We start from the raw sequence: 22,876 nt of genomic DNA, 5'->3' as shown, positions 1-22,876 counted from the left end.
ATGAGCAAAATCAGGGTGTTGTCTGTCGATGATTCGGCACTGATGCGCCAGATCATGACGGAAATCATCAACAGCCATAGCGATATGGAAATGGTGGCAACGGCGCCCGATCCGCTGGTCGCACGAGATTTGATTAAGAAATTCAACCCCGATGTGCTGACGCTGGATGTTGAAATGCCACGGATGGACGGACTGGATTTCCTCGAAAAGTTAATGCGTTTGCGTCCAATGCCCGTTGTGATGGTTTCTTCTCTGACCGGCAAAGGTTCTGAAGTGACGCTGCGCGCGCTGGAGCTGGGGGCAATAGATTTTGTCACCAAACCGCAACTGGGTATTCGCGAAGGAATGCTGGCGTATAGCGAAATGATTGCTGAAAAGGTGCGTACGGCAGCAAAGGCGAGCCTTGCAGCACATAAGCCATTGTCGGCACCGACAACGCTGAAGGCGGGGCCGTTGTTGAGTTCTGAAAAACTGATTGCGATTGGCGCTTCGACGGGGGGAACTGAGGCAATTCGGCACGTATTGCAGCCGCTGCCGCTTTCCAGCCCGGCACTGTTAATCACCCAGCATATGCCGCCTGGCTTTACCCGTTCTTTTGCCGACCGCCTGAATAAGCTGTGTCAAATCGGCGTGAAAGAGGCGGAAGACGGTGAACGCGTCTTACCGGGACATGCCTATATCGCCCCAGGCGATCGACATATGGAACTGGCGCGCAGCGGCGCGAACTATCAAATCAAAATTCACGATGGCCCGGCGGTTAACCGTCATCGACCGTCAGTGGATGTGTTGTTTCATTCTGTCGCCAGACAGGCGGGGCGCAACGCGGTTGGGGTGATCCTCACCGGTATGGGCAACGACGGTGCGGCGGGAATGTTGTCGATGCGTCAGGCGGGGGCATGGACCCTTGCGCAAAACGAAGCAAGCTGTGTGGTGTTCGGTATGCCGCGCGAGGCTATCAATCTGGGGGGCGTCTGCGAAGTGGTCGATCTTAGCCAGGTAAGCCAGCAAATGCTGGCGAAAATCAGTGCCGGACAGGCGATACGTATTTAAATCAGGAGTGTGAAATGGCGGATAAAGAACTTAAATTTTTGGTTGTGGATGACTTTTCCACCATGCGACGCATTGTGCGTAACCTACTGAAAGAGTTGGGTTTCAACAATGTTGAGGAAGCAGAAGATGGCGCTGATGCTCTCAACAAGTTACAGGCGGGTGGTTATGGTTTTGTGATCTCCGACTGGAATATGCCGAATATGGATGGTCTGGAGTTGCTGAAAACCATTCGTGCCGATGGGGTGATGTCGGCGCTGCCAGTGCTGATGGTGACCGCAGAGGCGAAGAAAGAGAACATTATCGCGGCAGCACAAGCGGGGGCCAGTGGCTATGTGGTTAAGCCATTTACCGCCGCGACGCTGGAGGAAAAACTCAACAAAATCTTTGAGAAACTGGGCATGTGAGGATGCGACTATGATGCAACCATCAATCAAACCTGCTGATGAACATGCAGCCGGCGATATCATAGCGCGCATCGGCAGCCTGACGCGTATGCTGCGTGACAGCCTGCGTGAGCTGGGGCTGGATCAGGCGATAGCCGAAGCAGCGGAAGCCATCCCTGATGCCCGCGATCGCCTGTTCTACGTTGTACAGATGACTGCGCAGGCCGCAGAGCGGGCGCTGAACAGCGTTGAGGCGTCACAACCGCATCAGGATCAAATGGAGAAATCGGCAAAAGCATTAACCCAACGTTGGGATGACTGGTTTGCCGATCCGATTGACCTTGCCGATGCCCGGGAACTGGTGACGGATACGCGGCAATTTCTGGCGGATGTGCCCGCTCATACCAGCTTCACTAACGCGCAGTTACTGGAAATTATGATGGCGCAGGATTTTCAGGATCTCACCGGGCAGGTGATTAAACGGATGATGGATGTGATTCAGGAAATTGAACGCCAGCTGTTGATGGTGCTGCTGGAAAACATCCCGGAGCAGGATGCGCGCCCGAAACGTGAAAACCAGAGTTTGCTTAACGGACCACAGGTCGATACCAGCAAAGCCGGTGTGGTTGCCAGTCAGGATCAGGTTGACGATTTACTGGATAGTCTTGGGTTTTGATTTGTATTGCCTGATGTGGCGTGACCGCGTCATATCAGGAGGTCGGATAAGGCGTTTACACCACATCCGACAAACGTGCACCATGCCTGGTGTATTGCGGCAAAAGCCCCAAATCCCACCTGTTTTGCCCCTTACTCCAGGCATTGAACGCTTTTCGCTCTGGCATTATTCACGCTTATCACCATTTCCAGGATTGGCGACGTGTCTGACGAGAGCGACGACAAAACAGAAGCCCCCACACCTCACCGACTTGAAAAAGCGCGGGAAGAGGGGCAGATCCCACGCTCCCGTGAGCTGACTTCACTGCTGATTTTGCTGGTTGGCGTGTGTGTTATCTGGTTTGGTGGCGCGTCTCTGGCACGGCGGTTGTCGGGGATGCTCTCCGCCGGGCTGCATTTTGATCACAGCATCATTAATGATCCCAACCTGATCCTCGGACAGATTATTTTGCTGATCAGAGAAGCCATGCTGGCACTGTTGCCGCTGATTAGCGGGGTGGTGCTGGTGGCGCTTATTTCGCCGGTCATGCTGGGGGGGCTGGTATTCAGTGGTAAATCATTGCAACCGAAGTTTTCTAAACTCAACCCGCTACCGGGCATTAAACGTATGTTCTCGGCGCAAACTGGCGCGGAGCTGCTGAAAGCTATCCTGAAATCTACACTGGTTGGCTGTGTTACTGGCTTTTATCTCTGGCATCACTGGCCGCAGATGATGCGCTTAATGGCGCAGTCACCCATTACTGCAATGGCTAACGCGATGGATGTTGTGGGGTTATGCGCGCTTTTAGTGGTGCTTGGTGTCATTCCGATGGTGGGATTTGACGTCTTTTTTCAAATTTTCAGCCACCTGAAAAAGCTTCGTATGTCACGACAGGATATTCGTGATGAGTTCAAACAAAGCGAAGGCGATCCGCATGTCAAAGGGCGAATTCGTCAGATGCAGCGTGCTGCCGCGCGGCGGCGGATGATGGCCGATGTGCCGAAAGCGGACGTCATTGTTAATAACCCAACTCACTACTCAGTGGCATTGCAATATGACGAAAACAAAATGAGCGCGCCGAAAGTCGTTGCTAAAGGCGCGGGGCTGGTGGCGTTACGCATTCGTGAAATTGCCGCTGAAAATAACGTCCCGACTCTTGAAGCACCGCCGCTGGCGCGCGCGCTGTATCGACACGCAGAAATCGGCCAGCAAATTCCCGGTCAACTGTATGCCGCCGTGGCGGAAGTGCTGGCCTGGGTCTGGCAACTGAAACGCTGGCGTCTGGCCGGTGGACAACGCCCCGTACAACCCACTTATCTTCCGGTGCCGGAAGCCCTGGATTTTATCAACGAGAAACCGTCCCATGAGTAATCTGGCCGCGATGCTGCGCCTGCCCGCAAACCTGAAATCGACACAATGGCAGATCCTTGCCGGGCCTATTTTGATCTTGCTGATTTTGTCGATGATGGTGCTGCCATTGCCTGCATTCATTCTCGATCTGCTGTTTACCTTCAATATTGCCTTGTCGATTATGGTGTTGCTGGTGGCGATGTTTACCCAGCGCACGCTTGAGTTTGCCGCGTTTCCGACCATTCTGTTGTTTACCACGCTGTTGCGTCTGGCGCTTAATGTGGCCTCCACGCGTATCATTTTGATGGAAGGCCATACCGGTGCGGCGGCGGCAGGGAAGGTCGTCGAAGCGTTCGGTCATTTTCTCGTGGGCGGTAACTTTGCCATTGGCATTGTGGTGTTCGTCATTCTTGTGATCATCAACTTTATGGTTATCACCAAAGGTGCCGGACGTATCGCGGAAGTGGGCGCGCGCTTTGTTCTCGACGGTATGCCGGGTAAGCAGATGGCGATTGATGCCGACCTCAACGCTGGCCTGATTGGCGAAGATGAAGCAAAAAAGCGACGTTCAGAAGTGACCCAGGAAGCTGATTTTTACGGCTCAATGGACGGGGCGAGTAAGTTTGTCCGTGGTGACGCCATCGCCGGGATCCTCATCATGGTCATTAACGTTGTTGGCGGATTGCTGGTTGGTGTGTTGCAACATGGCATGAGCATGGGTCATGCAGCGGAAAGTTATACGCTGTTGACCATCGGTGATGGCCTGGTCGCGCAAATACCAGCACTGGTTATTTCTACCGCTGCGGGGGTTATCGTTACGCGAGTCAGCACCGATCAGGATGTTGGCGAGCAGATGGTGAATCAGCTTTTCAGTAACCCCAGAGTCATGCTGTTAAGTGCCGCTGTGTTGGGTTTACTTGGTCTGGTGCCAGGAATGCCAAACCTGGTATTTTTACTGTTCACAGCGGGATTGCTGGGGCTGGCGTGGTGGATACGTGGACGCGAACAAAACGCGCCTGCTGAACCGAAACCAGTGAAGATGGCGGAAAATAATGCCGTTGTCGAAGCGACCTGGAACGATGTGCAACTGGAAGATTCTCTGGGAATGGAAGTGGGTTATCGGCTGATCCCGATGGTCGATTTTCAGCAGGATGGCGAGTTGCTTGGTCGTATTCGCAGTATTCGCAAGAAATTTGCTCAGGAGATGGGCTTTCTGCCACCAGTGGTGCACATCCGCGACAATATGGATCTACAACCTGCCCGCTATCGTATCTTGATGAAAGGCGTTGAGATTGGCAGTGGTGATGCTTATCCGGGGCGCTGGCTGGCCATTAACCCAGGAACAGCCGCCGGGACGCTTCCCGGTGAAGTGACTGTCGATCCGGCATTTGGTCTTAATGCTATCTGGATCGAAAGTGCGCTTAAAGAACAAGCGCAGATTCAGGGATATACGGTAGTTGAAGCCAGTACAGTGGTGGCAACGCATCTTAACCACCTCATTAGTCAACATGCCGCAGAACTGTTTGGTCGCCAGGAGGCGCAGCAGTTGCTGGATCGCGTGGCGCAGGAGATGCCAAAACTGACGGAGGATCTGGTTCCTGGCGTTGTCACGCTCACTACGCTGCATAAAGTGCTACAAAACCTGCTTGATGAAAAAGTACCGATCCGCGATATGCGCACCATTCTCGAAACGCTGGCGGAACACGCGCCCATCCAGAGCGATCCGCATGAATTAACCGCCGTCGTCCGCGTGGCGCTGGGGCGGGCAATTACTCAGCAGTGGTTCCCCGGTAAAGATGAAGTTCACGTTATTGGTCTGGATACGCCACTGGAGCGGTTACTGTTACAGGCGTTGCAGGGCGGTGGCGGACTGGAACCGGGGCTGGCGGATCGTTTGCTGGCGCAAACCCAGGAAGCATTATCCCGTCAGGAGATGCTGGGTGCGCCGCCAGTACTGTTGGTGAACCACGCGCTGCGCCCGCTATTGTCTCGCTTTCTGCGCCGTAGCCTGCCGCAACTGGTGGTGCTGTCGAATCTCGAACTCTCTGATAACCGGCAGATTCGGATGACGGCGACTATTGGTGGTAAATAATGAGGATCTTACTGGCGATATTGTTGTTTCCGCTGGTTGTACAAGCCGCCGGGGAGGGGATGTGGCAGACAAGTAGTGTGGGCGTTACGCTAAATCATCGCGGTGAGTCGATGTCGTCAGCACCTCTTTCTTCGCGACAACCTGTTTCAGGATTGATGACGCTGGTGGCGTGGCGTTATCAGCTTATCGGCCCGACACCATCGGGGCTGCGGGTTCGCTTGTGCTCGCAATCTCGTTGTGTCGAATTAGACGGGCAGAGCGGGAACACTGTGGCCTTTTCCAGCATCCCGGCAGCAGAACCGTTGCGCTTTATCTGGGAAGTGCCTGGCGGTGGGCGGTTAATTCCGCCGCTGAAGGTACAACGTAATGAAGTGATTGTGAATTATCGCTGAAGTACAAATAAAAAATACGCGCTCGTGAGCATGTTTAATAACTCAGTGAAAAAGGCTCCATGTTTTGTTGCAATTATTTATCAGGAATAGCTTGCAACAAAACATGCCAAAAATATGTGAATTACCCTCTTGTCAAAGGGCTTGGATAAAAATCTTCAGAGTTACGGTATAGCTGCAACTGGCGAGTTCGCGTATTGGTCTGGATGATCATACATGATAGCCATTCTGATTCAGAATAAGGGTTACTTAAATCCTGAACGTCCTCATTTGAAAGGATTAATTCACATTCTTTGTCCCTAAAGTCCAGCCAGGCTCGTTGTGATTTTTTAAGCAAGTTAAGTTGTTCGGTATCAGGTTTTTTTGCACCTGTGCGTGGCACCTGTTCTATATAACGATAAGCTTCACCATAGGCTTTATTTAATTGCGCATCGACGAGATTGTATTCTTGTCGCAGGCATGATTTGATCACGTTAATGTCAGTATCATCATCTGAGTTTTTTTGCCAACAATCTTTGATGGCTGAAATGTCATGGTCATTTACTATAACCGTATCTTCTGCGTAAGCCTGGCAAGAAATAATGCCTAATGTTAATACAAGAAATTTAAACACTGAGGTATTCCTTAAAATCAACCGTTACCGTTACCCTGGGGCTGGATATTACGCTTCTGGCCTCTTACCCAACAGTGAGAAAACGATGGTATGTCCATTTTCAGAATACATTTAGATGGCAATAAAAAAGCCTGATCGGGTAACCCTGATCAGGCTTCATTCTCACGAAAAATGGATTACATACGCTCTACTGTCTCAATACCCAGCGTATCCAGACCCAGCTTCAGCGTCTTCGCCGTCAGTTGTGCCAGTTTCAGGCGGCTGTTACGCACTTCTTCGTTTTCTGCGCTGAGGATCGGGCAGTGCTCGTAGAAGCCAGAGAACAGACCGGCCAGATCGTACAGGTAAGCACACATCACATGCGGCGTGCCTTCACGAGCAACCACAGTGAGGGTTTCTTCAAACTGCAGCAGGCGAGCAGCCAGTTGTGCTTCGCGATCTTCACGAATGATCACCGGAGCGGCAGCCAGTTGTTCTTCGTTAATTTCCGCTTTACGGAACACGGACAATACGCGGGTGTAGGCATACTGCATGTACGGCGCGGTATTACCCTCAAACGCCAGCATGTTGTCCCAGTCGAAGATGTAGTCGGTGGTGCGGTTTTTGGAGAGATCCGCGTATTTCACCGCACCAATACCAACCGCGTTAGCCAGTTTTTCCAGCTCGTCAGCTGGCATGTCCGGGTTCTTCTCTGCCACCAGACGACGTGCACGTTCCAGTGCTTCATCCAGCAGATCCGCCAGTTTCACCGTACCGCCCGCACGGGTTTTAAACGGTTTGCCGTCTTTGCCCAGCATCATGCCAAACATGTGGTGTTCCAGCGGTACGGATTCCGGCACGTAGCCTGCTTTACGGACGATCGCCCACGCCTGCATCAGGTGTTGATGCTGACGGGAGTCGATGTAATACAGCACGCGATCGGCATGTAGCGTCTCGTAACGGTACTTCGCACAGGCGATATCGGTGGTGGTGTAGAGATAGCCGCCATCTTTTTTCTGAATGATGACGCCCATCGGTTCGCCTTCCTTGTTTTTGAACTCATCAAGGAATACGACGGTCGCGCCTTCACTTTCTACTGCCAGACCTTTGGCTTTCAGATCTGCCACGATACCCGGCAGCATCGGGTTATAAAGGCTTTCGCCCATCACGTCATCGCGGGTCAGCGTCACATTCAGACGATCGTAGGTGATCTGGTTCTGCGTCATGGTGATGTCGACCAGCTTGCGCCACATCTCGCGGAAATATTCGTCACCGCTTTGCAGTTTTACCACGTAGTTACGTGCGCGTTCGGCGAACTCTTCATCTTCGTCGTAATGCTTTTTCGCATCGCGGTAGAAACCTTCAAGGTCAGCCAGTTCCATTTCACCGGCGTTTTCCTGCTGCTGCTTTTCCAGCCATGCAATCAGCATACCGAACTGAGTGCCCCAGTCGCCAACGTGGTTAGCGCGAATCACTTTGTGACCGAGGAACTCCAGAGTACGTACTGCCGCGTCACCAATAATGGTGGAACGCAGATGACCGACGTGCATCTCTTTCGCTACGTTTGGCGCGGAGTAGTCAACCACAATGGTCTGTTTTTCTGGCGTAGCAACACCGAGACGATCGGACGCCAGCGCCTGCTGAACATGTTCAGCCAGGAATGCCGGATCAAGGAAAATGTTGATAAAACCAGGACCGGCGATCTCAACTTTGTTGGCGATACCGTTAAGATCCAGATGAGTCAGCACCTGCTCTGCTAATTGTCGCGGTGCCATACCCAGTTTTTTAGCAACTGCCATCATGCCGTTAGCCTGATAGTCGCCGAACTGAACTTTTGCTGACTGACGAACCTGCGGTTCGCAATCCGCAGGCGCGCCTGCCGCAATCATGGCCTGACGGACTTTTTCTGAGAGAAGAGCCTGAATATTCACCGGAATACCTTACATTGATGAAGCGAGCAAAAATTGCCCGCACCAGTTAAAGAAATTAGGGCGGGAGTATACTGCAAATGGCTGTTTTCGTCAGCTACGTGCGCGTGGCGTATTGCCGTTTTCACTATTGCATCAGAAGCGGCGTGAAATCAGCAGTTGGTTGGCGCAGGGCAACAGGGTAAATTAACGCTTTTACTGAAAGACGAAGAGTGATTATGGCGAACTGGCAATCTATCGACGAGTTGCAGGATATTGCAACGGATTTACCGCGATTTATCCACGCATTAGATGAACTTTCCCGCCGTCTGGGGTTGGATATCACTCCGCTGACTGCCGATCACATTTCTTTGCGTTGCCATCAAAACGCCACTGCTGAACGCTGGCGTTGCGGGTTTGAACAGTGCGGCGAGCTTTTGTCAGAAAATATGATCAATGGCAGACCGATTTGTCTGTTTAAATTGCGTGAACCGGTACAGGTTGCTCACTGGCAGTTTTCCATTGTGGAGCTACCGTGGCCTGGGGAAAAACGCTACCCGCACGAAGGCTGGGAACATATCGAAATTGTTCTGCCAGGAGAGCCGGAAACGTTGAATGCTCGTGCGCTGGCGTTGCTTTCTGATGAAGGACTCCGCCAGCCGGGGATCTCGGTTAAAACCAGCTCGCCAAAAGGTGAACATGAGCGATTACCAAATCCGACGCTGGCGGTCACCGATGGCAAAACAACGATTAAGTTTCATCCGTGGTCTATCGAAGAGATTGTCGCCAGTGAGCAGTCGGCGTGATTAAGGAGCAAAAATGGCATTACTGGAAATTTGCTGTTACAGCATGGAGTGCGCGCTGACGGCGCAGCAAAACGGTGCCGACAGAATAGAATTGTGTGCGGCACCGAAAGAAGGGGGGCTAACGCCGTCGCTGGGCGTTCTTAAGTCCGTGCGCCAGCATGTTACGATCCCCGTACATCCGATCATCCGCCCACGCGGTGGCGATTTTTGCTACAGCGACGGTGAGTTTGCCGCCATTCTTGAAGATATCCGCACAGTACGCGAATTAGGATTTCCTGGGCTGGTGACGGGCGTTCTGGATGTTGACGGTAATGTCGATATGCCACGAATGGAAAAAATAATGGCGGCTGCCGGTCCGCTGGCAGTCACTTTTCATCGCGCCTTCGATATGTGCGCTAACCCTTTAAATACACTGAATAACCTTGCTGAATTAGGCGTTGCCAGGGTGCTGACATCGGGGCAAAAATCAGATGCATTGCAAGGTTTATCAAAAATTATGGAACTTATTGCCTATGGTGATGCTCCAATCATCATGGCCGGAGCAGGAGTCCGTGCAGAAAACCTGCACCATTTCCTCGATGCCGGAGTGCTGGAAGTCCATAGCTCTGCAGGAGCGTGGCAAGCCTCACCGATGCGTTATCGTAATCAGGGATTGTCCATGTCATCAGATGCACGCGCGGACGAGTATTCGCGTTATGTCGTAGACGGGACGGCGGTTGCTGAAATGAAAGGAATCATTGAGCGCCATCAGGCCAAATGATTTTTACCGTTGCATCATGTCGCCCAATATGATGCTTGCTCGTACCAGGCCCCTGCCCATTCAACAGGGGCCTTTTTTTATTCTTGAATAGTATAAAAAATGAACAATTATCGTGTGATAGTGCGCAAATTCATGCTGCTAAAATGTTATATATATTCATATTAACTATGTAATTTAAATTATTAAAACCACCAAATATATATTAAAAATAACGACTGCTTTCTTCTTTAATAATTAATGGTTAAATTGCAATAAATCATATTCTTTGTCGATTATTTCAGGCAGTGTTGTGCCGAATTTAGTGAGTTATTAATTCGTTGTGTATTTATTTATACAACTAGTTCGGTTTACTGGAATTTAATTAGAGGAATCTATGCGAGGGAAAAAACGCATTTGGTTATTTTTTCTACTCATGGCAGTAGTGGTGGGTGGCGGTGGGTTATTGCTGGCGCAAAAAACGTTGCACAAAACGTCGGACACGGCATTTTGTCTTTCCTGCCACTCAATGAGCAAACCGTTTGAGGAATATCAGGGGACTGTCCATTTTTCTAATCAAAAAGGTATTCGTGCTGAATGTGCCGATTGCCATATTCCAAAGTCAGGAAGGGATTATTTATTTGCTAAATTAAAAGCATCTAAAGATATTTATCATGAATTTGTTAGCGGCAAAATAGACAGCGACGATAAGTTCGAATCCCATCGTCAGGAAATGGCCGAAACAGTGTGGAAAGAATTAAAGGCCTCAGACTCTGCAACGTGCCGTAGTTGCCATTCTTTTGATGCCATGGATATTGCTTCGCAAAGTGAAGCTGCACAGAAAATGCATAACAAAGCGCAAAAGGATGGCGAAACCTGTATCGATTGTCATAAAGGCATTGCCCATTTTCCGCCTGAAATAAAAATGGATGACAACGCGGCACATGAACTGGAAAGTCAGGCCGCCACATCAGTGACTAATGGCGCGCATATTTATCCTTTCAAACCTTCCCGCATAGGTGAACTGGCTACTGTGAATCCTGGCACCGCTCTCACGGTTGTTGATGCCAGTGGCAAACAGCCGCTCGTCCTGTTGCAGGGTTATCAGATGCAGGGCAGTGAAAACACGCTTTACTTGGCGGCAGGTCAACGACTGGCGTTAGCCACACTAAGCGAAGATGGTATCAAGGCGCTAACGATAAACGGGGAATGGAAAGCTGACGAATACGGTAATCAATGGCGTCAGGCGTCATTACAGGGGACGCTTACCGATCCCGCATTAGCAGACCGTAAACCGCTATGGCAATACGCTGAAAAACTCGACGACACCTATTGCGCTGGTTGCCATGCACCTATTGCCGCCGACCATTACACCGTCAATGCCTGGCCGTCCATTGCCAAAGGGATGGGGGCGCGAACCAGCATGAGCGAAAACGAACTGGATATTTTGACGCGGTACTTCCAGTACAACGCTAAAGATATTACCGAGAAACAGTGATCTTCGTTGATCAGGGAGGAAGTTATGGCATTAACAAGACGTGAGTTTATTAAACATAGTGGTATTGCGGCAGGGGCGCTGGTGGTGACATCGGCTGTACCGTTACCTGCCTGGGCAGAAGAGAAGGGCGGTAAAATTCTTACCGCAGGCCGTTGGGGAGCGAATGAACGTAGAAGTGAAGGACGGTAAAATTGTTTCTTCTACAGGCGCGCTGGCGAAGACCATCCCGAACTCTTTGCAATCTACGGCGGCGGATCAGGTGCATACCACGGCGCGTATTCAGCATCCGATGGTGAGAAAAAGCTATCTCGACAATCCACTGCAACCGGCGAAAGGTCGCGGCGACGACAGTTACGTTCAGGTGAGCTGGGAACAGGCATTAAAACTGATTCATGAACAACACGAGCGCATCCGCAAGGCCAATGGACCATCGGCCATTTTTGCCGGATCTTACGGTTGGCGTTCTTCTGGCGTGTTGCATAAAGCGCAAACTTTACTGCAACGTTATATGAATCTGGCGGGCGGTTATTCAGGACATAGTGGCGATTACTCGACCGGGGCTGCGCAGGTGATCATGCCGCACGTTGTCGGTTCCGTAGAGGTTTATGAACAGCAGACCTCCTGGCCGCTGATTCTGGAAAACAGCCAGGTGGTGGTGTTGTGGGGGATGAACCCGCTGAATACCTTAAAAATTGCCTGGAGCAGTACTGATGAGCAGGGGCTGGAGTACTTCCATCAACTGAAGAAATCTGGCAAACCGGTGATTGCCATTGATCCTATCCGTTCCGAAACGATCGAGTTCTTTGGCGATAACACCACCTGGATCGCGCCGAATATGGGCACAGACGTGGCGCTGATGTTAGGGGTTGCGCACACCCTGATGACACAAGGCAAACACGATAAAGCGTTCCTTGAAAAATACACCACCGGCTATCCGCAATTTGAAGAGTATCTGACCGGCAAGAAAGATAATTCGCCGAAGAGCGCGGCCTGGGCGGCGGAAATTACCGGCGTGCCGGAAGCGCAGATAGTCAAACTTGCCGAACTGATGGCGGCGAATCGCACGATGCTGATGGCAGGTTGGGGAATTCAGCGCCAGCAATATGGTGAACAGAAACACTGGATGCTGGTGACCCTGGCGGCGATGTTAGGACAGATTGGTACGCCAGGCGGCGGCTTTGGTTTCTCTTATCATTACTCCAACGGTGGCAACCCAACACGCGTTGGCGGCGTACTGCCGGAAATGTCTGCGGCGATTGCCGGACAGGCCAGTGAGTCCGCTGATGATGGCGGAATGACGGCGATCCCTGTCGCCCGTATTGTCGATGCGCTGGAAAATCCTGGCGGCAAATATCAGCACAATGGTAAAGAACAAACTTACCCAAATATCAAAATGATCTGGTGGGCTGGCGGCGGTAATTTCACCCATCACCAGGATACCAATCGTCTGATAAAAGCCTGGCAGAAACCAGAGCTGATCGTCGTTTCTGAATGCTACTGGACGGCAGCAGCTAAACACGCGGATATCGTATTACCGATCACCACATCGTTTGAGCGCAATGACCTGACGATGACCGGCGACTACAGCAACCAGCACATCGTACCGATGAAGCAAGTGGTTGCGCCGCAGTTTGAAGCACGTAACGATTTTGACGTGTTTGCCGACCTTGCTGAATTACTGAAACCAGGCGGAAAAGAGATCTATGCCGAAGGTAAAGATGAAATGGCGTGGCTGAAATTCTTTTATGATGCCGCTCAGAAAAGCGCCCGTGCGCAGCGTGTTACCATGCCAGTGTTTAATACCTTCTGGTTGCAAAATAAACTGCTCGAAATGCGCCGCAGCGAGAAGAACGAGCAATATGTTCGCTATAGCGATTTCCGCGCCGATCCGGTGAAAAACGCGCTGGGTACGCCAAGCGGCAAAATTGAGATTTATTCCAAAACGCTGGAAAAATTTGCTTATAAGGATTGCCCGGCGCACCCAACCTGGCTTGCACCTGATGAGTGGAAAGGCACCGCCGACGAGAAGCAGTTGCAGCTTCTGACCGCGCATCCGGCACACCGTTTACACAGTCAGCTTAACTATGCGGAACTGCGTAAAAAATATGCGGTTGCCGATCGTGAACCGATCACTATTCACACCGAAGATGCTGCTCGCTTTGGTATTGCGAATGGCGATCTGGTACGCGTCTGGAACAAACGTGGTCAGATCCTGACTGGAGCCGTGGTGACTGACGGGATCAAAAAAGGCGTGGTGTGCGTGCATGAAGGCGCATGGCCGGATCTGGAAAATGGCTTGTGTAAAAACGGCTGCGCAAACGTGTTAACGGCGGATATTCCAAGCTCGCAGCTGGCGAATGCTTGTGCCGGTAACACCTCTCTGGTGTATATCGAAAAATACACGGGCAATGCGCCGAAGTTAACGGCGTTTGATCAGCCAGCCATTCAGGCGTAAGAAATAAATAGCGCCCGGAAATGGGCGCTAAATTTTTACGGCTTACGCGCAATCAGCACCGCGCGTTTAGGCGCAGGATAGCCTTCTACTGTTTTACTCGGATCATGCGGGTCGAGGAAATCGGACAGAGACTCGGTAACCATCCATTCAGTGCGACGCTGCTCTTCTGTTGTGGTGATACTCACGTCCACAATGCGGATATCAACAAAACCACACTTCTTCAGCCAGTTTTTCAGCGCCAGCGCCGAAGGAATGAAGTAGACATTACGCATTTGCGCGTAACGGTCGCCCGGCACCAGCACGGTGTTTTCGTCGCCATCAATAACCAGTGTTTCCAGTACCAGTTCACCTTCATTCACCAGCTGATCTTTCAACTGCCAGAGATGCTCCAGCGGCGAACGGCGATGGTACAGCACGCCCATCGAAAAGACGGTATCAAAGGCTTTCAGCGCCGGAAGTTGTTCAATGCCTAAAGGTAACAGATGTGCGCGCTGATCGTTACCCAGCAGTTTGCGTACCGCTTCGAACTGGCAGAGGAAGAGTTGGGTCGGGTCGATACCCACCGCCAGATGTGCACCCGCGCCAATCATGCGCCACATGTGATAACCGCTGCCGCAGCCGACATCGAGGATCGTGCGCCCGGTCAAATCAGAGAGATGGGGCAGAACACGATCCCACTTCCAGTCGGAACGCCATTCGGTATCAATGTTAACGCCATACAGCGAGAACGGCCCTTTGCGCCACGGCATCAGGTTGCGCATCAGGGTTTCAATGCGTTTAATTTGCCCGGCACTCAGCGGCTCTTCGCTTTCTGCCGTCACGCTATGCAGTAAATCAAGACGATACGGTTTAATTTCAGGCAGAAATTCCACCGCATTGGACCACTGTTTAAACAGACCGTGCTGCTGTTCACGCTGCCAGTTGGCAATCTGCGCGGGCAGTGTTTCCAGCCAGTGCGAAAGGTGATTTTTGGCAATCAGAGAATAAAAGTTACCAAAGTCGATCATGCAGCGTCCTCTGCTTTTAATGCCACCAGCGAACCAAAGTTAAAGCACTGGAACCATAGCTCGCTATGTTCAAACCCGGCTTGATGCAGACGCGCTTTGTGGGTTTCAACGGAATCAGTCAACATTACGTTTTCTAACATGCTGCGCTTCTGGCTGATTTCCAGCTCGCTGTAACCGTTGGCTCGTTTAAAGTCGTGGTGCATGTTGAACAGCAGTTCACCAACTTTGGCATCTTCGAAACTGAATTTTTCCGAAAGCACCAGCGCGCCGCCAGGATTCAGCCCCTGATAAATTTTATCCAGTAATGCCTGACGTTCAGAAGGTTCCAGGAATTGCAGGGTAAAATTCAGTACCACCATTGACGCGTTTTCAATAGCGATATCGCGAATGTCACCCTCGATCACGTCTACAGGTGTCGGCGCTTTGTATGCATCGATATGGCGACGGCAGCGTTCGATCATCGCTGGAGAGTTGTCGATGGCAATAATTTTGCAATTATCATGATGAATGTTGCGACGCACCGAGAGCGTCGCGGCGCCCAAAGAACAGCCCAAATCGTAGACCTGCGTACCTGGTTGTACAAAGCGTTCAGCCAGCATCCCAATCATTGAAATAATATTGGAATAGCCAGGAACGGAACGCTGGATCATATCCGGGAAGACTTCGGCTACCCGTTCATCAAAGGTCCAGTCACCCAGACTGGCGATAGGGGCAGAAAATAGCGTGTCGCGGTGAGACATAACGTAAAAATCCGGGAAAAAGAAAGTGGCGTATTGTGCGCTAACGCAGGGAGAAAACCAACTCCCAGGGCATATACCAAAGATTCGCCAGCACCATCAGCAACAGCGCACACCAGGTGGCGCTCATGCCGGAACGTCGCCAGCGAAACAGCCGGTGATGAAAACCGTAATAATGCATCAGACGACCAGCAAGCAGAATGATGCCGCAAATATGCACCATCCAGGTTTCTGCGCCATTCATTTCCATAAACAGCATCAACACAATCGCGATGGGAATATATTCCACCGCGTTACCGTGAATGCGAATGGCGCTTTGCAGTTCGCTAAAACCGCCGTCGCCATAGGCAACGCGATATTGCATTCGCAGGCGAACAACATCAAAAGAGAACTTCATTAATAACAACGCACCTAAAACGGCATACAGCGCGCTTACCATACAAACTCCCTTTAAAATGGCCGATGGCACTTGTCTATGATAGGTGGCAATTTCAGAAAAGAGAAGATTGCTGTGGAATAGCCGGAACTGCTCCGATCTCTGGGAGTGTTTTACGCAAGTCTTCCCACAGAGTATGTACCAGTTCCGGTGCCTGGGCGATATCTGGTGTATGCAGGAAAAGATAAGGCGTGGTGGTCTGTTGCCATTGCGCTAATTTTTGTAACCAGACCTGAAATAATTCCTGGTTTTGTGTCATATCATCGCTACCGATAAAACGGATCAGCGGATTCGTCGCCGTCAACACGGCATGTACCGGAACTTTCGGTTTTTTCCGCTGCGCGTCGCGAATGGCTTCACTATGTGGACGTGCTGCATGAACCGGACGGCTGTCTAAAATCACCCGATTAACGCCACGCTGATGCAAACCGCGATTAAGCGTTTGTTCTTCCTCGCCTTTGGTGAAAAACTGCGGATGGCGGACTTCCACACCATAGGTAAATTCGTCAGGAAGAGAATCGAGAAGGTGCCAAAGCGCAGGCAGCTCCCGTGGACCAAACGTGGCGGGCAGTTGCAGCCAGTATTGTCCAATGCGCGGCGCTAACGGTGACATGCGGGTCAAAAATTCAGTCACTAAATCATCGCAATGCCGTAATGCTGCCTGATGCGAAATAGTCGCCGGAAACTTAAAGCAAAAACGAAAATCATCGGTGGTCTGCTCGCGCCAGCGCAGAACAACTTCCGGTTTTGGCAGAGCATAAAGTGTGGTGTTGCCCTCCACGCAGTTAAAATGGCGGGCGTACTCTTCCAGGCTGGAGATCCCCAACCGCACCCATTTGGGATGCGACCATTGCGGCAGACCGATGTAAATCATAATGCGTTGAGGATCTCTTCCACGCGACGCACGCGGGCAATGCGCGGGTAGATATGGTTGATGCTGTTATTGTGCTGTTCGGTGCTGGCTGCACTGCAGGCGTCTTCGGCTATCACCAGATTAAAGCCGAGTTCCCAGGCATTGCGGGCGGTTGATTCGACGCCAATATTGGTTGAGATCCCACATAAGACGATGGTGTCAATGCCACGACGGCGTAATTGTAACTCCAGATCCGTACCGTAAAACGCACCCCATTGACGCTTGATGATTTCGATATCGCTGTCGATTGCACCTAACGCCGCAGGATGTTGCCACCAGTTTTCCGGCAACGTTCTGGCAGGTGAGGGAGCATCAACTGGCTGTTTTAATGCTTCGGCGTAATCGGCAGACCAGCCGACGCGCACCAGAAACACAGGCTGACCGTTAGTTCGAAATTTCGCCGCCAGTTTCCCGGCGCGATTAACGACATCTTCAGCAGTATGCGGTCCACCGGCAAAAGGTAAGATACCTTCTTGTAAATCAATCACCACCAGCGCAGTGGTTTTAGCATTCAGTTCAAGCATGATGACTCCAGATAAAACAAAATCGAGCCTCTCACCTTAATGCGATTAGCCGATGGCAGAACGACAAATTTTGTTAATTTTTATGTGCTCAGGCAACACCTTTATAGCAAACAAGGGTAGAGTCTGATTTCAGGCCTGATATAAAGTGGTAACGAGTCGTTCCAGAGCGGGCCAGACTCTTACGGTGCGGCAGAATTTCCAGTATAATAGCCGCCTTTTTTCATTCAGTTGTGACATACAGCTAACGCTGCGACTTAGGTCACCTGCGCAGCAGGGGACGTCCGCCGGCAGCTAAGTTAAGGGATATCTCATGCGTACAGAATATTGTGGACAGCTCCGTTTGTCCCACGTGGGGCAGCAGGTGACTCTGTGTGGTTGGGTCAACCGTCGTCGTGATCTTGGTAGCCTGATCTTCATCGATATGCGCGACCGCGAAGGTATCGTGCAGGTATTTTTCGATCCGGATCGTGCGGACGCGTTAAAGCTGGCCTCTGAACTGCGTAATGAGTTTTGCATTCAGGTAACGGGCACCGTACGTGCGCGTGACGAAAAAAATATCAATCGCGATATGGCGACCGGCGAAATCGAAGTGCTGGCGTCCTCGCTGACCATCATCAACCGCGCAGACGTTCTGCCGCTGGACTCTAACCACGTCAACACCGAAGAAGCGCGTCTGAAATACCGCTATCTTGATCTGCGTCGCCCGGAAATGGCTCAGCGCCTGAAAACCCGCGCAAAAATCACCAGCCTGGTGCGCCGTTTTATGGACGACCACGGCTTCCTCGACATCGAAACCCCGATGCTGACCAAAGCGACGCCGGAAGGTGCGCGTGACTACCTGGTGCCTTCTCGTGTGCATAAAGGTAAATTCTACGCACTGCCGCAATCGCCGCAGTTGTTCAAACAGCTGCTGATGATGTCCGGTTTCGACCGTTATTATCAGATTGTAAAATGCTTCCGTGACGAAGACCTGCGTGCTGACCGCCAGCCAGAATTTACCCAGATCGATGTGGAAACCTCTTTCATGACCGCGCCGCAAGTGCGTGAAGTGATGGAAGCCCTGGTGCGTCATCTGTGGCTGGAAGTGAAGGGCGTGGATTTGGGCGATTTCCCGGTAATGACCTTTGCGGAAGCTGAACGCCGTTACGGTTCCGATAAACCAGATCTGCGTAACCCGATGGAACTGACCGACGTTGCCGATCTGCTGAAATCTGTTGAATTTGCAGTATTTGCGGGGCCGGCGAACGATCCGAAAGGCCGCGTCGCTGCTCTGCGTGTTCCGGGCGGTGCATCGCTGACCCGTAAGCAGATCGATGAATACGGTAACTTCGTCAAAATCTATGGCGCGAAAGGTCTGGCTTACATCAAAGTCAACGAACGCGCGAAAGGTCTGGAAGGTATCAACAGCCCGGTAGCGAAGTTCCTCAACGCTGAAATCATCGAAGCCATCCTGGATCGTACTGCCGCGCAAGATGGCGATATGATTTTCTTCGGTGCCGACAACAAGAAAATTGTTGCCGACGCGATGGGCGCACTGCGTCTGAAAGTGGGTAAAGACCTTGGTCTGACTGACGAAAGCAAATGGGCACCGCTGTGGGTTATCGACTTCCCGATGTTTGAAGACGACGGCGAAGGCGGCCTGACCGCGATGCACCATCCGTTCACCGCACCGAAAGACATGACTGCTGCCGAGCTGAAAGCGGCGCCGGAAAATGCGGTGGCGAACGCTTATGATATGGTCATCAATGGTTACGAAGTAGGCGGTGGCTCTGTGCGTATCCATAATGGTGATATGCAGCAGACGGTGTTTGGTATTCTGGGTATCAACGAAGAGGAACAGCGCGAGAAATTCGGCTTCCTGCTCGACGCCCTGAAATACGGTACTCCGCCGCACGCAGGTCTGGCATTTGGCCTTGACCGTCTGACCATGCTGCTGACTGGCACCGACAACATCCGTGACGTTATCGCCTTCCCGAAAACCACGGCGGCAGCGTGTCTGATGACTGAAGCTCCGAGCTTTGCCAACCCGACTGCTCTGGCAGAGCTGAGCATTCAGGTTGTAAAGAAGGCTGAGAATAATTGATATGACTTATAAGCGTCCCGTTTCGATCTTAGTGGTCATCTATGCACAAGATACGAAACGGGTGCTGATGTTGCAGCGGCGTGACGATCCCGATTTCTGGCAGTCGGTAACCGGCAGCGTGGAAGAGGGTGAAACCGCGCCGCAAGCTGCCATGCGCGAAGTAAAGGAAGAGGTCACTATAGATGTTGTCGCTGAACAACTGACCTTAATTGACTGTCAGCGCACGGTAGAGTTTGAAATTTTTTCACATTTACGTCATCGCTATGCGCCGGGCGTGACGCGCAATACAGAATCATGGTTCTGCCTTGCGCTCCCGCACGAACGTCAGATTGTTTTTACTGAACATTTGGCCTACAAGTGGCTTGATGCGCCCGCTGCAGCGGCGCTCACTAAGTCATGGAGCAACCGGCAGGCGATTGAACAGTTTGTAATTAACGCTGCCTGAACAGGCAGGGCTATCTGGAGATATTTTTTATGGCAGGTCATAGTAAATGGGCCAACACCAGACATCGTAAAGCTGCGCAGGATGCTAAGCGCGGTAAAATCTTCACTAAAATCATTCGTGAGCTGGTGACCGCAGCTAAACTGGGCGGCGGCGATCCGGATGCTAACCCGCGTCTGCGTGCAGCCATTGATAAAGCACTGTCTAACAACATGACTCGTGACACCCTGAACCGCGCAATTGCACGTGGTGTAGGCGGTGATGATGATGCGAACATGGAAACCATCATCTACGAAGGTTACGGTCCTGGCGGCACTGCAATCATGATTGAATGTCTGTCTGACAACCGTAACCGTACTGTTGCTGAAGTGCGTCACGCATTCAGCAAATGTGGCGGCAACCTTGGTACTGACGGTTCCGTAGCCTATCTTTTCAGCAAAAAAGGTGTGATTTCCTTTGAGAAAGGTGATGAAGACACCATCATGGAAGCGGCGCTGGAAGCAGGTGCAGAAGACGTTGTGACCTATGATGACGGCGCAATCGACGTCTACACTGCGTGGGAAGAGATGGGTAAAGTACGTGATGCTCTGGAAGCGGCTGGTCTGAAAGCAGACAGCGCAGAAGTTTCCATGATCCCGTCAACCAAAGCCGATATGGATGCAGAAACTGCACCGAAACTGATGCGTCTGATCGATATGCTGGAAGACTGTGACGACGTGCAGGAAGTTTACCATAACGGTGAGATCTCTGATGAGGTTGCAGCGACCCTCTGATGAGGCCGGCTAACCAACAAAACGGAGACGCGTGATGTCTATTATTCTCGGTATTGACCCGGGTTCGCGCGTTACCGGCTACGGCGTTATCCGTCAGGTGGGCAGGCAACTGTCCTACCTGGGCAGTGGATGCATACGCACCAAAGTGGATGACTTACCGTCTCGTCTGAAGCTCATCTATGCGGGCGTGACGGAAATCATCACCCAGTTCCAGCCCGATTATTTCGCAATCGAACAAGTCTTTATGGCGAAGAATGCCGACTCTGCCCTGAAACTGGGGCAGGCACGCGGCGTGGCGATTGTGGCAGCGGTTAATCAGGAATTGCCGGTGTTTGAATATGCTGCCCGTCAGGTCAAACAAACGGTGGTAGGTATTGGTAGTGCTGAAAAAAGTCAGGTGCAACATATGGTGCGCACCTTGCTAAAACTACCCGCTAACCCACAGGCGGACGCCGCCGATGCGCTGGCGATTGCCATCACCCACTGCCATGTCAGCCAGAATGCGATGCAGATGAGCGAATCGAGGCTGAACCTGGCTCGCGGGCGACTGCGTTAAGTTATACCGCCTCAGTCAATTCTGGCTGAGGTGTTTCTATTCCTTCTGCATATATCAACGCCAGACCCGGATGATGCCACAAACTCGCTGGCGTGACGGTTTTACGCGCCCACGGAATCGAACCTAAAAACCAGAATTTCCAGAAAGTAAGCTTTGCATTCGGATTGCTGTTTAACAGTTCTCCAAATGTCTCTATTTCACCCACCGGGATACATAGCGTCTCTTTATAAATATCAAAAACGAATTTTGAACAGAACTGGCGGGAAGATTCGTATTTAAAACCGGTATGGTAGAGCTTGCGCAGCCGGGAGGGAACCTGTTCTACCAGCCGTTGTTTTTGCTGTTCTGTTAGCCCGGTACCTAATCGCTTTACTGCATAGAGTTGGTTAGCAGAGCGTTTAATAAAGCGGGACAGTGTGGTGATTGTGGAGAGGGGAACACGACTTTCTGCGACCAGAAAATCATCGCCGTCATGACCGATAATGATCCCGACGTGATTACTCCAGCAATTTGATGCGGCAGATATTTGACCAAATAAGGCAGCACCTATACATGTAAATACAATATCGCCAATTTCATATTCAGAAGGGTAATTAATTTTCACTTTGTCATTCCATTGAAATAAATATGAATATACGTAATACCATAAAAAATATTTTTTTGCAGGAACGGAAAGGTTTATTTTTTTAGTGGATTTATCCTCTAAATATTTAACATTACAATATTTATTTTAAAGATGACTTAGCGGATCAATTATACTGCGTCATTTTTCAGTTCATCGAGACGCCTCGCAATTTTTCTTCATCCTTCGCTGGATATCTATCCAGCATTTTTTTATCATACAACATTATCTTTGATTCATTACGCAGGAGCGTCATGTGATAGGCAGGCTGAGAGGCATCATTCTGGAAAAACAACCCCCGCTGGTGTTACTTGAAGTGGGCGGCGTAGGCTATGAAGTGCATATGCCGATGACCTGTTTTTATGAACTCCCTGAAGCGGGCCAGGAAGCGATTGTTTTCACTCACTTTGTGGTGCGTGAAGATGCGCAGCTACTGTATGGTTTTAACAATAAACAAGAGCGCACGTTGTTTAAAGAGTTGATCAAAACTAACGGCGTGGGACCGAAACTGGCACTGGCGATCCTCTCGGGTATGTCAGCGCAGCAGTTTGTGAATGCCGTTGAGCGTGAAGAACTGGGTGCACTGGTGAAATTACCTGGCATTGGTAAGAAAACTGCTGAACGCCTGATCGTTGAAATGAAAGATCGCTTTAAAGGTCTGCATGGCGATCTGTTCACACCGGCTGCCGATCTGGTATTGACCTCACCGGCAAGCCCGGCAACCGACGATGCCGAACAGGAAGCTGTTGCTGCGCTGGTGGCGCTGGGCTATAAACCACAAGAAGCCAGCCGCATGGTGAGCAAAATCGCTCGCCCTGATGCCAGCAGTGAAACATTAATTCGCGAAGCCCTGCGCGCCGCGTTATGAGG

Annotated in this window: 23 protein-coding genes and 1 pseudogene; 16 read left to right on the top strand and 8 right to left on the bottom strand. The window is 51.2% G+C overall.

Going from position 1 to position 22,876, the window contains the following annotated elements; all coding sequences use genetic code 11:
• The 6 genes from cheB to flhE all read left to right on the top strand — a co-directional run bounded on the left by cheB (window position 1) and on the right by flhE (window position 5,922).
• Window positions 1-1,050, top strand: coding sequence for a protein-glutamate methylesterase/protein glutamine deamidase (gene cheB / locus A7589_RS03830; protein ID WP_000036375.1), 1,050 nt, complete (start codon window positions 1-3; stop codon window positions 1,048-1,050).
• A gap of 14 nt (window positions 1,051-1,064) precedes the next feature.
• Window positions 1,065-1,454 (top strand): chemotaxis response regulator CheY, encoded by a 390-nt coding sequence (gene cheY / locus A7589_RS03825; protein WP_000763857.1) that lies wholly within the window; start codon window positions 1,065-1,067, stop codon window positions 1,452-1,454.
• Window positions 1,455-1,464: 10 nt separating this feature from the next.
• Window positions 1,465-2,109, top strand: coding sequence for a protein phosphatase CheZ (gene cheZ, locus A7589_RS03820; RefSeq protein WP_000983594.1), 645 nt, complete (start codon window positions 1,465-1,467; stop codon window positions 2,107-2,109).
• A 201-nt stretch (window positions 2,110-2,310) separates the two neighbouring features.
• Entirely contained in the window at window positions 2,311-3,459 is a 1,149-nt protein-coding gene (gene flhB, locus A7589_RS03815; protein WP_001278915.1) for a flagellar biosynthesis protein FlhB, read from the top strand.
• The gene (gene flhA, locus A7589_RS03810; protein WP_000066958.1) at window positions 3,452-5,530 is read left to right on the top strand and encodes a flagellar biosynthesis protein FlhA; all 2,079 of its coding nucleotides are present in this window, start codon (window positions 3,452-3,454) and stop codon (window positions 5,528-5,530) included. The genes flhB and flhA overlap by 8 nt, the downstream gene beginning before the upstream one ends.
• On the top strand, window positions 5,530-5,922 hold the full coding sequence (gene flhE / locus A7589_RS03805; RefSeq protein WP_001221461.1) for a flagellar protein FlhE: 393 nt from the start codon (window positions 5,530-5,532) through the stop codon (window positions 5,920-5,922). The genes flhA and flhE overlap by 1 nt, the downstream gene beginning before the upstream one ends.
• A gap of 121 nt (window positions 5,923-6,043) precedes the next feature.
• Here flhE and A7589_RS03800 read toward each other — a convergent pair whose 3' ends face one another.
• Window positions 6,044-6,532 (bottom strand): lysozyme inhibitor LprI family protein, encoded by a 489-nt coding sequence (locus tag A7589_RS03800; protein WP_016158432.1) that lies wholly within the window; start codon window positions 6,530-6,532, stop codon window positions 6,044-6,046.
• A gap of 90 nt (window positions 6,533-6,622) precedes the next feature.
• Here A7589_RS03800 and yecV point away from each other — a divergent pair, with 90 nt between their 5' ends.
• Window positions 6,623-6,667, top strand: a complete 45-nt coding sequence (gene yecV / locus A7589_RS23190) for a protein YecV (protein ID WP_211180499.1) — start codon at window positions 6,623-6,625, stop codon at window positions 6,665-6,667.
• Between the two features lie 41 nt (window positions 6,668-6,708).
• Here yecV and argS read toward each other — a convergent pair whose 3' ends face one another.
• Window positions 6,709-8,442 (bottom strand): arginine--tRNA ligase, encoded by a 1,734-nt coding sequence (argS, locus tag A7589_RS03795; protein WP_001025300.1) that lies wholly within the window; start codon window positions 8,440-8,442, stop codon window positions 6,709-6,711.
• Window positions 8,443-8,657: 215 nt separating this feature from the next.
• Here argS and A7589_RS03785 point away from each other — a divergent pair, with 215 nt between their 5' ends.
• The 4 genes and pseudogenes from A7589_RS03785 to torZ all read left to right on the top strand — a co-directional run bounded on the left by A7589_RS03785 (window position 8,658) and on the right by torZ (window position 13,913).
• Window positions 8,658-9,224, top strand: coding sequence for a VOC family protein (locus A7589_RS03785; RefSeq protein ID WP_010354695.1), 567 nt, complete (start codon window positions 8,658-8,660; stop codon window positions 9,222-9,224).
• A 13-nt stretch (window positions 9,225-9,237) separates the two neighbouring features.
• Window positions 9,238-9,984, top strand: a complete 747-nt coding sequence (gene cutC / locus A7589_RS03780) for a copper homeostasis protein CutC (protein ID WP_001185708.1) — start codon at window positions 9,238-9,240, stop codon at window positions 9,982-9,984.
• Between the two features lie 373 nt (window positions 9,985-10,357).
• Window positions 10,358-11,458 carry a NapC/NirT family cytochrome c gene (locus A7589_RS03775; protein WP_001214350.1) on the top strand — a complete coding sequence of 367 codons (1,101 nt, stop codon included), beginning with the start codon at window positions 10,358-10,360 and terminating at the stop codon, window positions 11,456-11,458.
• Between the two features lie 24 nt (window positions 11,459-11,482).
• Window positions 11,483-13,913 (top strand): annotated as a pseudogene (gene torZ / locus A7589_RS03765) (trimethylamine N-oxide reductase TorZ).
• Window positions 13,914-13,948: 35 nt separating this feature from the next.
• On the opposite strand, the gene cmoB reads toward torZ, so the two are convergent.
• From cmoB to A7589_RS03740, 5 genes are read right to left on the bottom strand one after another with little or no spacing between them, the layout of a single operon-like run.
• Window positions 13,949-14,920 (bottom strand): tRNA 5-methoxyuridine(34)/uridine 5-oxyacetic acid(34) synthase CmoB, encoded by a 972-nt coding sequence (gene cmoB / locus A7589_RS03760; RefSeq protein WP_000564733.1) that lies wholly within the window; start codon window positions 14,918-14,920, stop codon window positions 13,949-13,951.
• Complete coding sequence (cmoA, locus tag A7589_RS03755; protein ID WP_000019621.1) at window positions 14,917-15,660, bottom strand: carboxy-S-adenosyl-L-methionine synthase CmoA; 744 nt, start codon at window positions 15,658-15,660, stop codon at window positions 14,917-14,919. The genes cmoB and cmoA overlap by 4 nt, the downstream gene beginning before the upstream one ends.
• 40 nt (window positions 15,661-15,700) lie before the next feature.
• Window positions 15,701-16,096 carry an MAPEG family protein gene (locus A7589_RS03750; protein WP_002462319.1) on the bottom strand — a complete coding sequence of 132 codons (396 nt, stop codon included), beginning with the start codon at window positions 16,094-16,096 and terminating at the stop codon, window positions 15,701-15,703.
• Between the two features lie 52 nt (window positions 16,097-16,148).
• Window positions 16,149-16,967 (bottom strand): DUF72 domain-containing protein, encoded by an 819-nt coding sequence (locus A7589_RS03745; RefSeq protein ID WP_000639252.1) that lies wholly within the window; start codon window positions 16,965-16,967, stop codon window positions 16,149-16,151.
• On the bottom strand, window positions 16,964-17,530 hold the full coding sequence (locus A7589_RS03740) for a hydrolase (RefSeq protein ID WP_000891643.1): 567 nt from the start codon (window positions 17,528-17,530) through the stop codon (window positions 16,964-16,966). Before A7589_RS03740 ends, A7589_RS03745 begins: the two co-directional genes overlap by 4 nt.
• A 310-nt stretch (window positions 17,531-17,840) precedes the next feature.
• On the opposite strand from A7589_RS03740, the gene aspS reads away from it, so the two are divergent.
• From aspS to ruvC, 4 genes are read left to right on the top strand one after another with little or no spacing between them, the layout of a single operon-like run.
• Window positions 17,841-19,613, top strand: coding sequence for an aspartate--tRNA ligase (gene aspS, locus A7589_RS03735; RefSeq protein WP_001258657.1), 1,773 nt, complete (start codon window positions 17,841-17,843; stop codon window positions 19,611-19,613).
• Complete coding sequence (gene nudB / locus A7589_RS03730) at window positions 19,606-20,058, top strand: dihydroneopterin triphosphate diphosphatase (RefSeq protein ID WP_077629253.1); 453 nt, start codon at window positions 19,606-19,608, stop codon at window positions 20,056-20,058. Before aspS ends, nudB begins: the two co-directional genes overlap by 8 nt.
• Before the next feature lie 29 nt (window positions 20,059-20,087).
• Complete coding sequence (locus tag A7589_RS03725; RefSeq protein ID WP_000907234.1) at window positions 20,088-20,828, top strand: YebC/PmpR family DNA-binding transcriptional regulator; 741 nt, start codon at window positions 20,088-20,090, stop codon at window positions 20,826-20,828.
• Window positions 20,829-20,862: 34 nt separating this feature from the next.
• Window positions 20,863-21,384: a crossover junction endodeoxyribonuclease RuvC gene (gene ruvC, locus A7589_RS03720; protein ID WP_010350951.1), complete on the top strand. Its 522-nt coding sequence runs from the start codon at window positions 20,863-20,865 to the stop codon at window positions 21,382-21,384.
• 1 nt (window position 21,385) lies between these two features.
• Here the strand turns inward: ruvC and A7589_RS03715 are convergent, their stop codons facing one another.
• A complete protein-coding gene (locus tag A7589_RS03715) occupies window positions 21,386-21,988 on the bottom strand; it encodes a YebB family permuted papain-like enzyme (protein WP_000701080.1) in 603 nt (200 codons plus the stop codon).
• 274 nt (window positions 21,989-22,262) lie between these two features.
• On the opposite strand from A7589_RS03715, the gene ruvA reads away from it, so the two are divergent.
• Complete coding sequence (gene ruvA, locus A7589_RS03710) at window positions 22,263-22,874, top strand: Holliday junction branch migration protein RuvA (RefSeq protein ID WP_000580341.1); 612 nt, start codon at window positions 22,263-22,265, stop codon at window positions 22,872-22,874.
• The last annotated feature ends 2 nt before the right edge of the window (window positions 22,875-22,876 follow it).

This window comes from Escherichia sp. MOD1-EC6475 (genome assembly GCF_003046645.1).
Taxonomy (GTDB): domain Bacteria; phylum Pseudomonadota; class Gammaproteobacteria; order Enterobacterales; family Enterobacteriaceae; genus Escherichia; species Escherichia ruysiae.
Note: the sequence above shows the minus strand (reverse complement) of the source record. Positions and strands in the feature narration are given on the sequence as shown.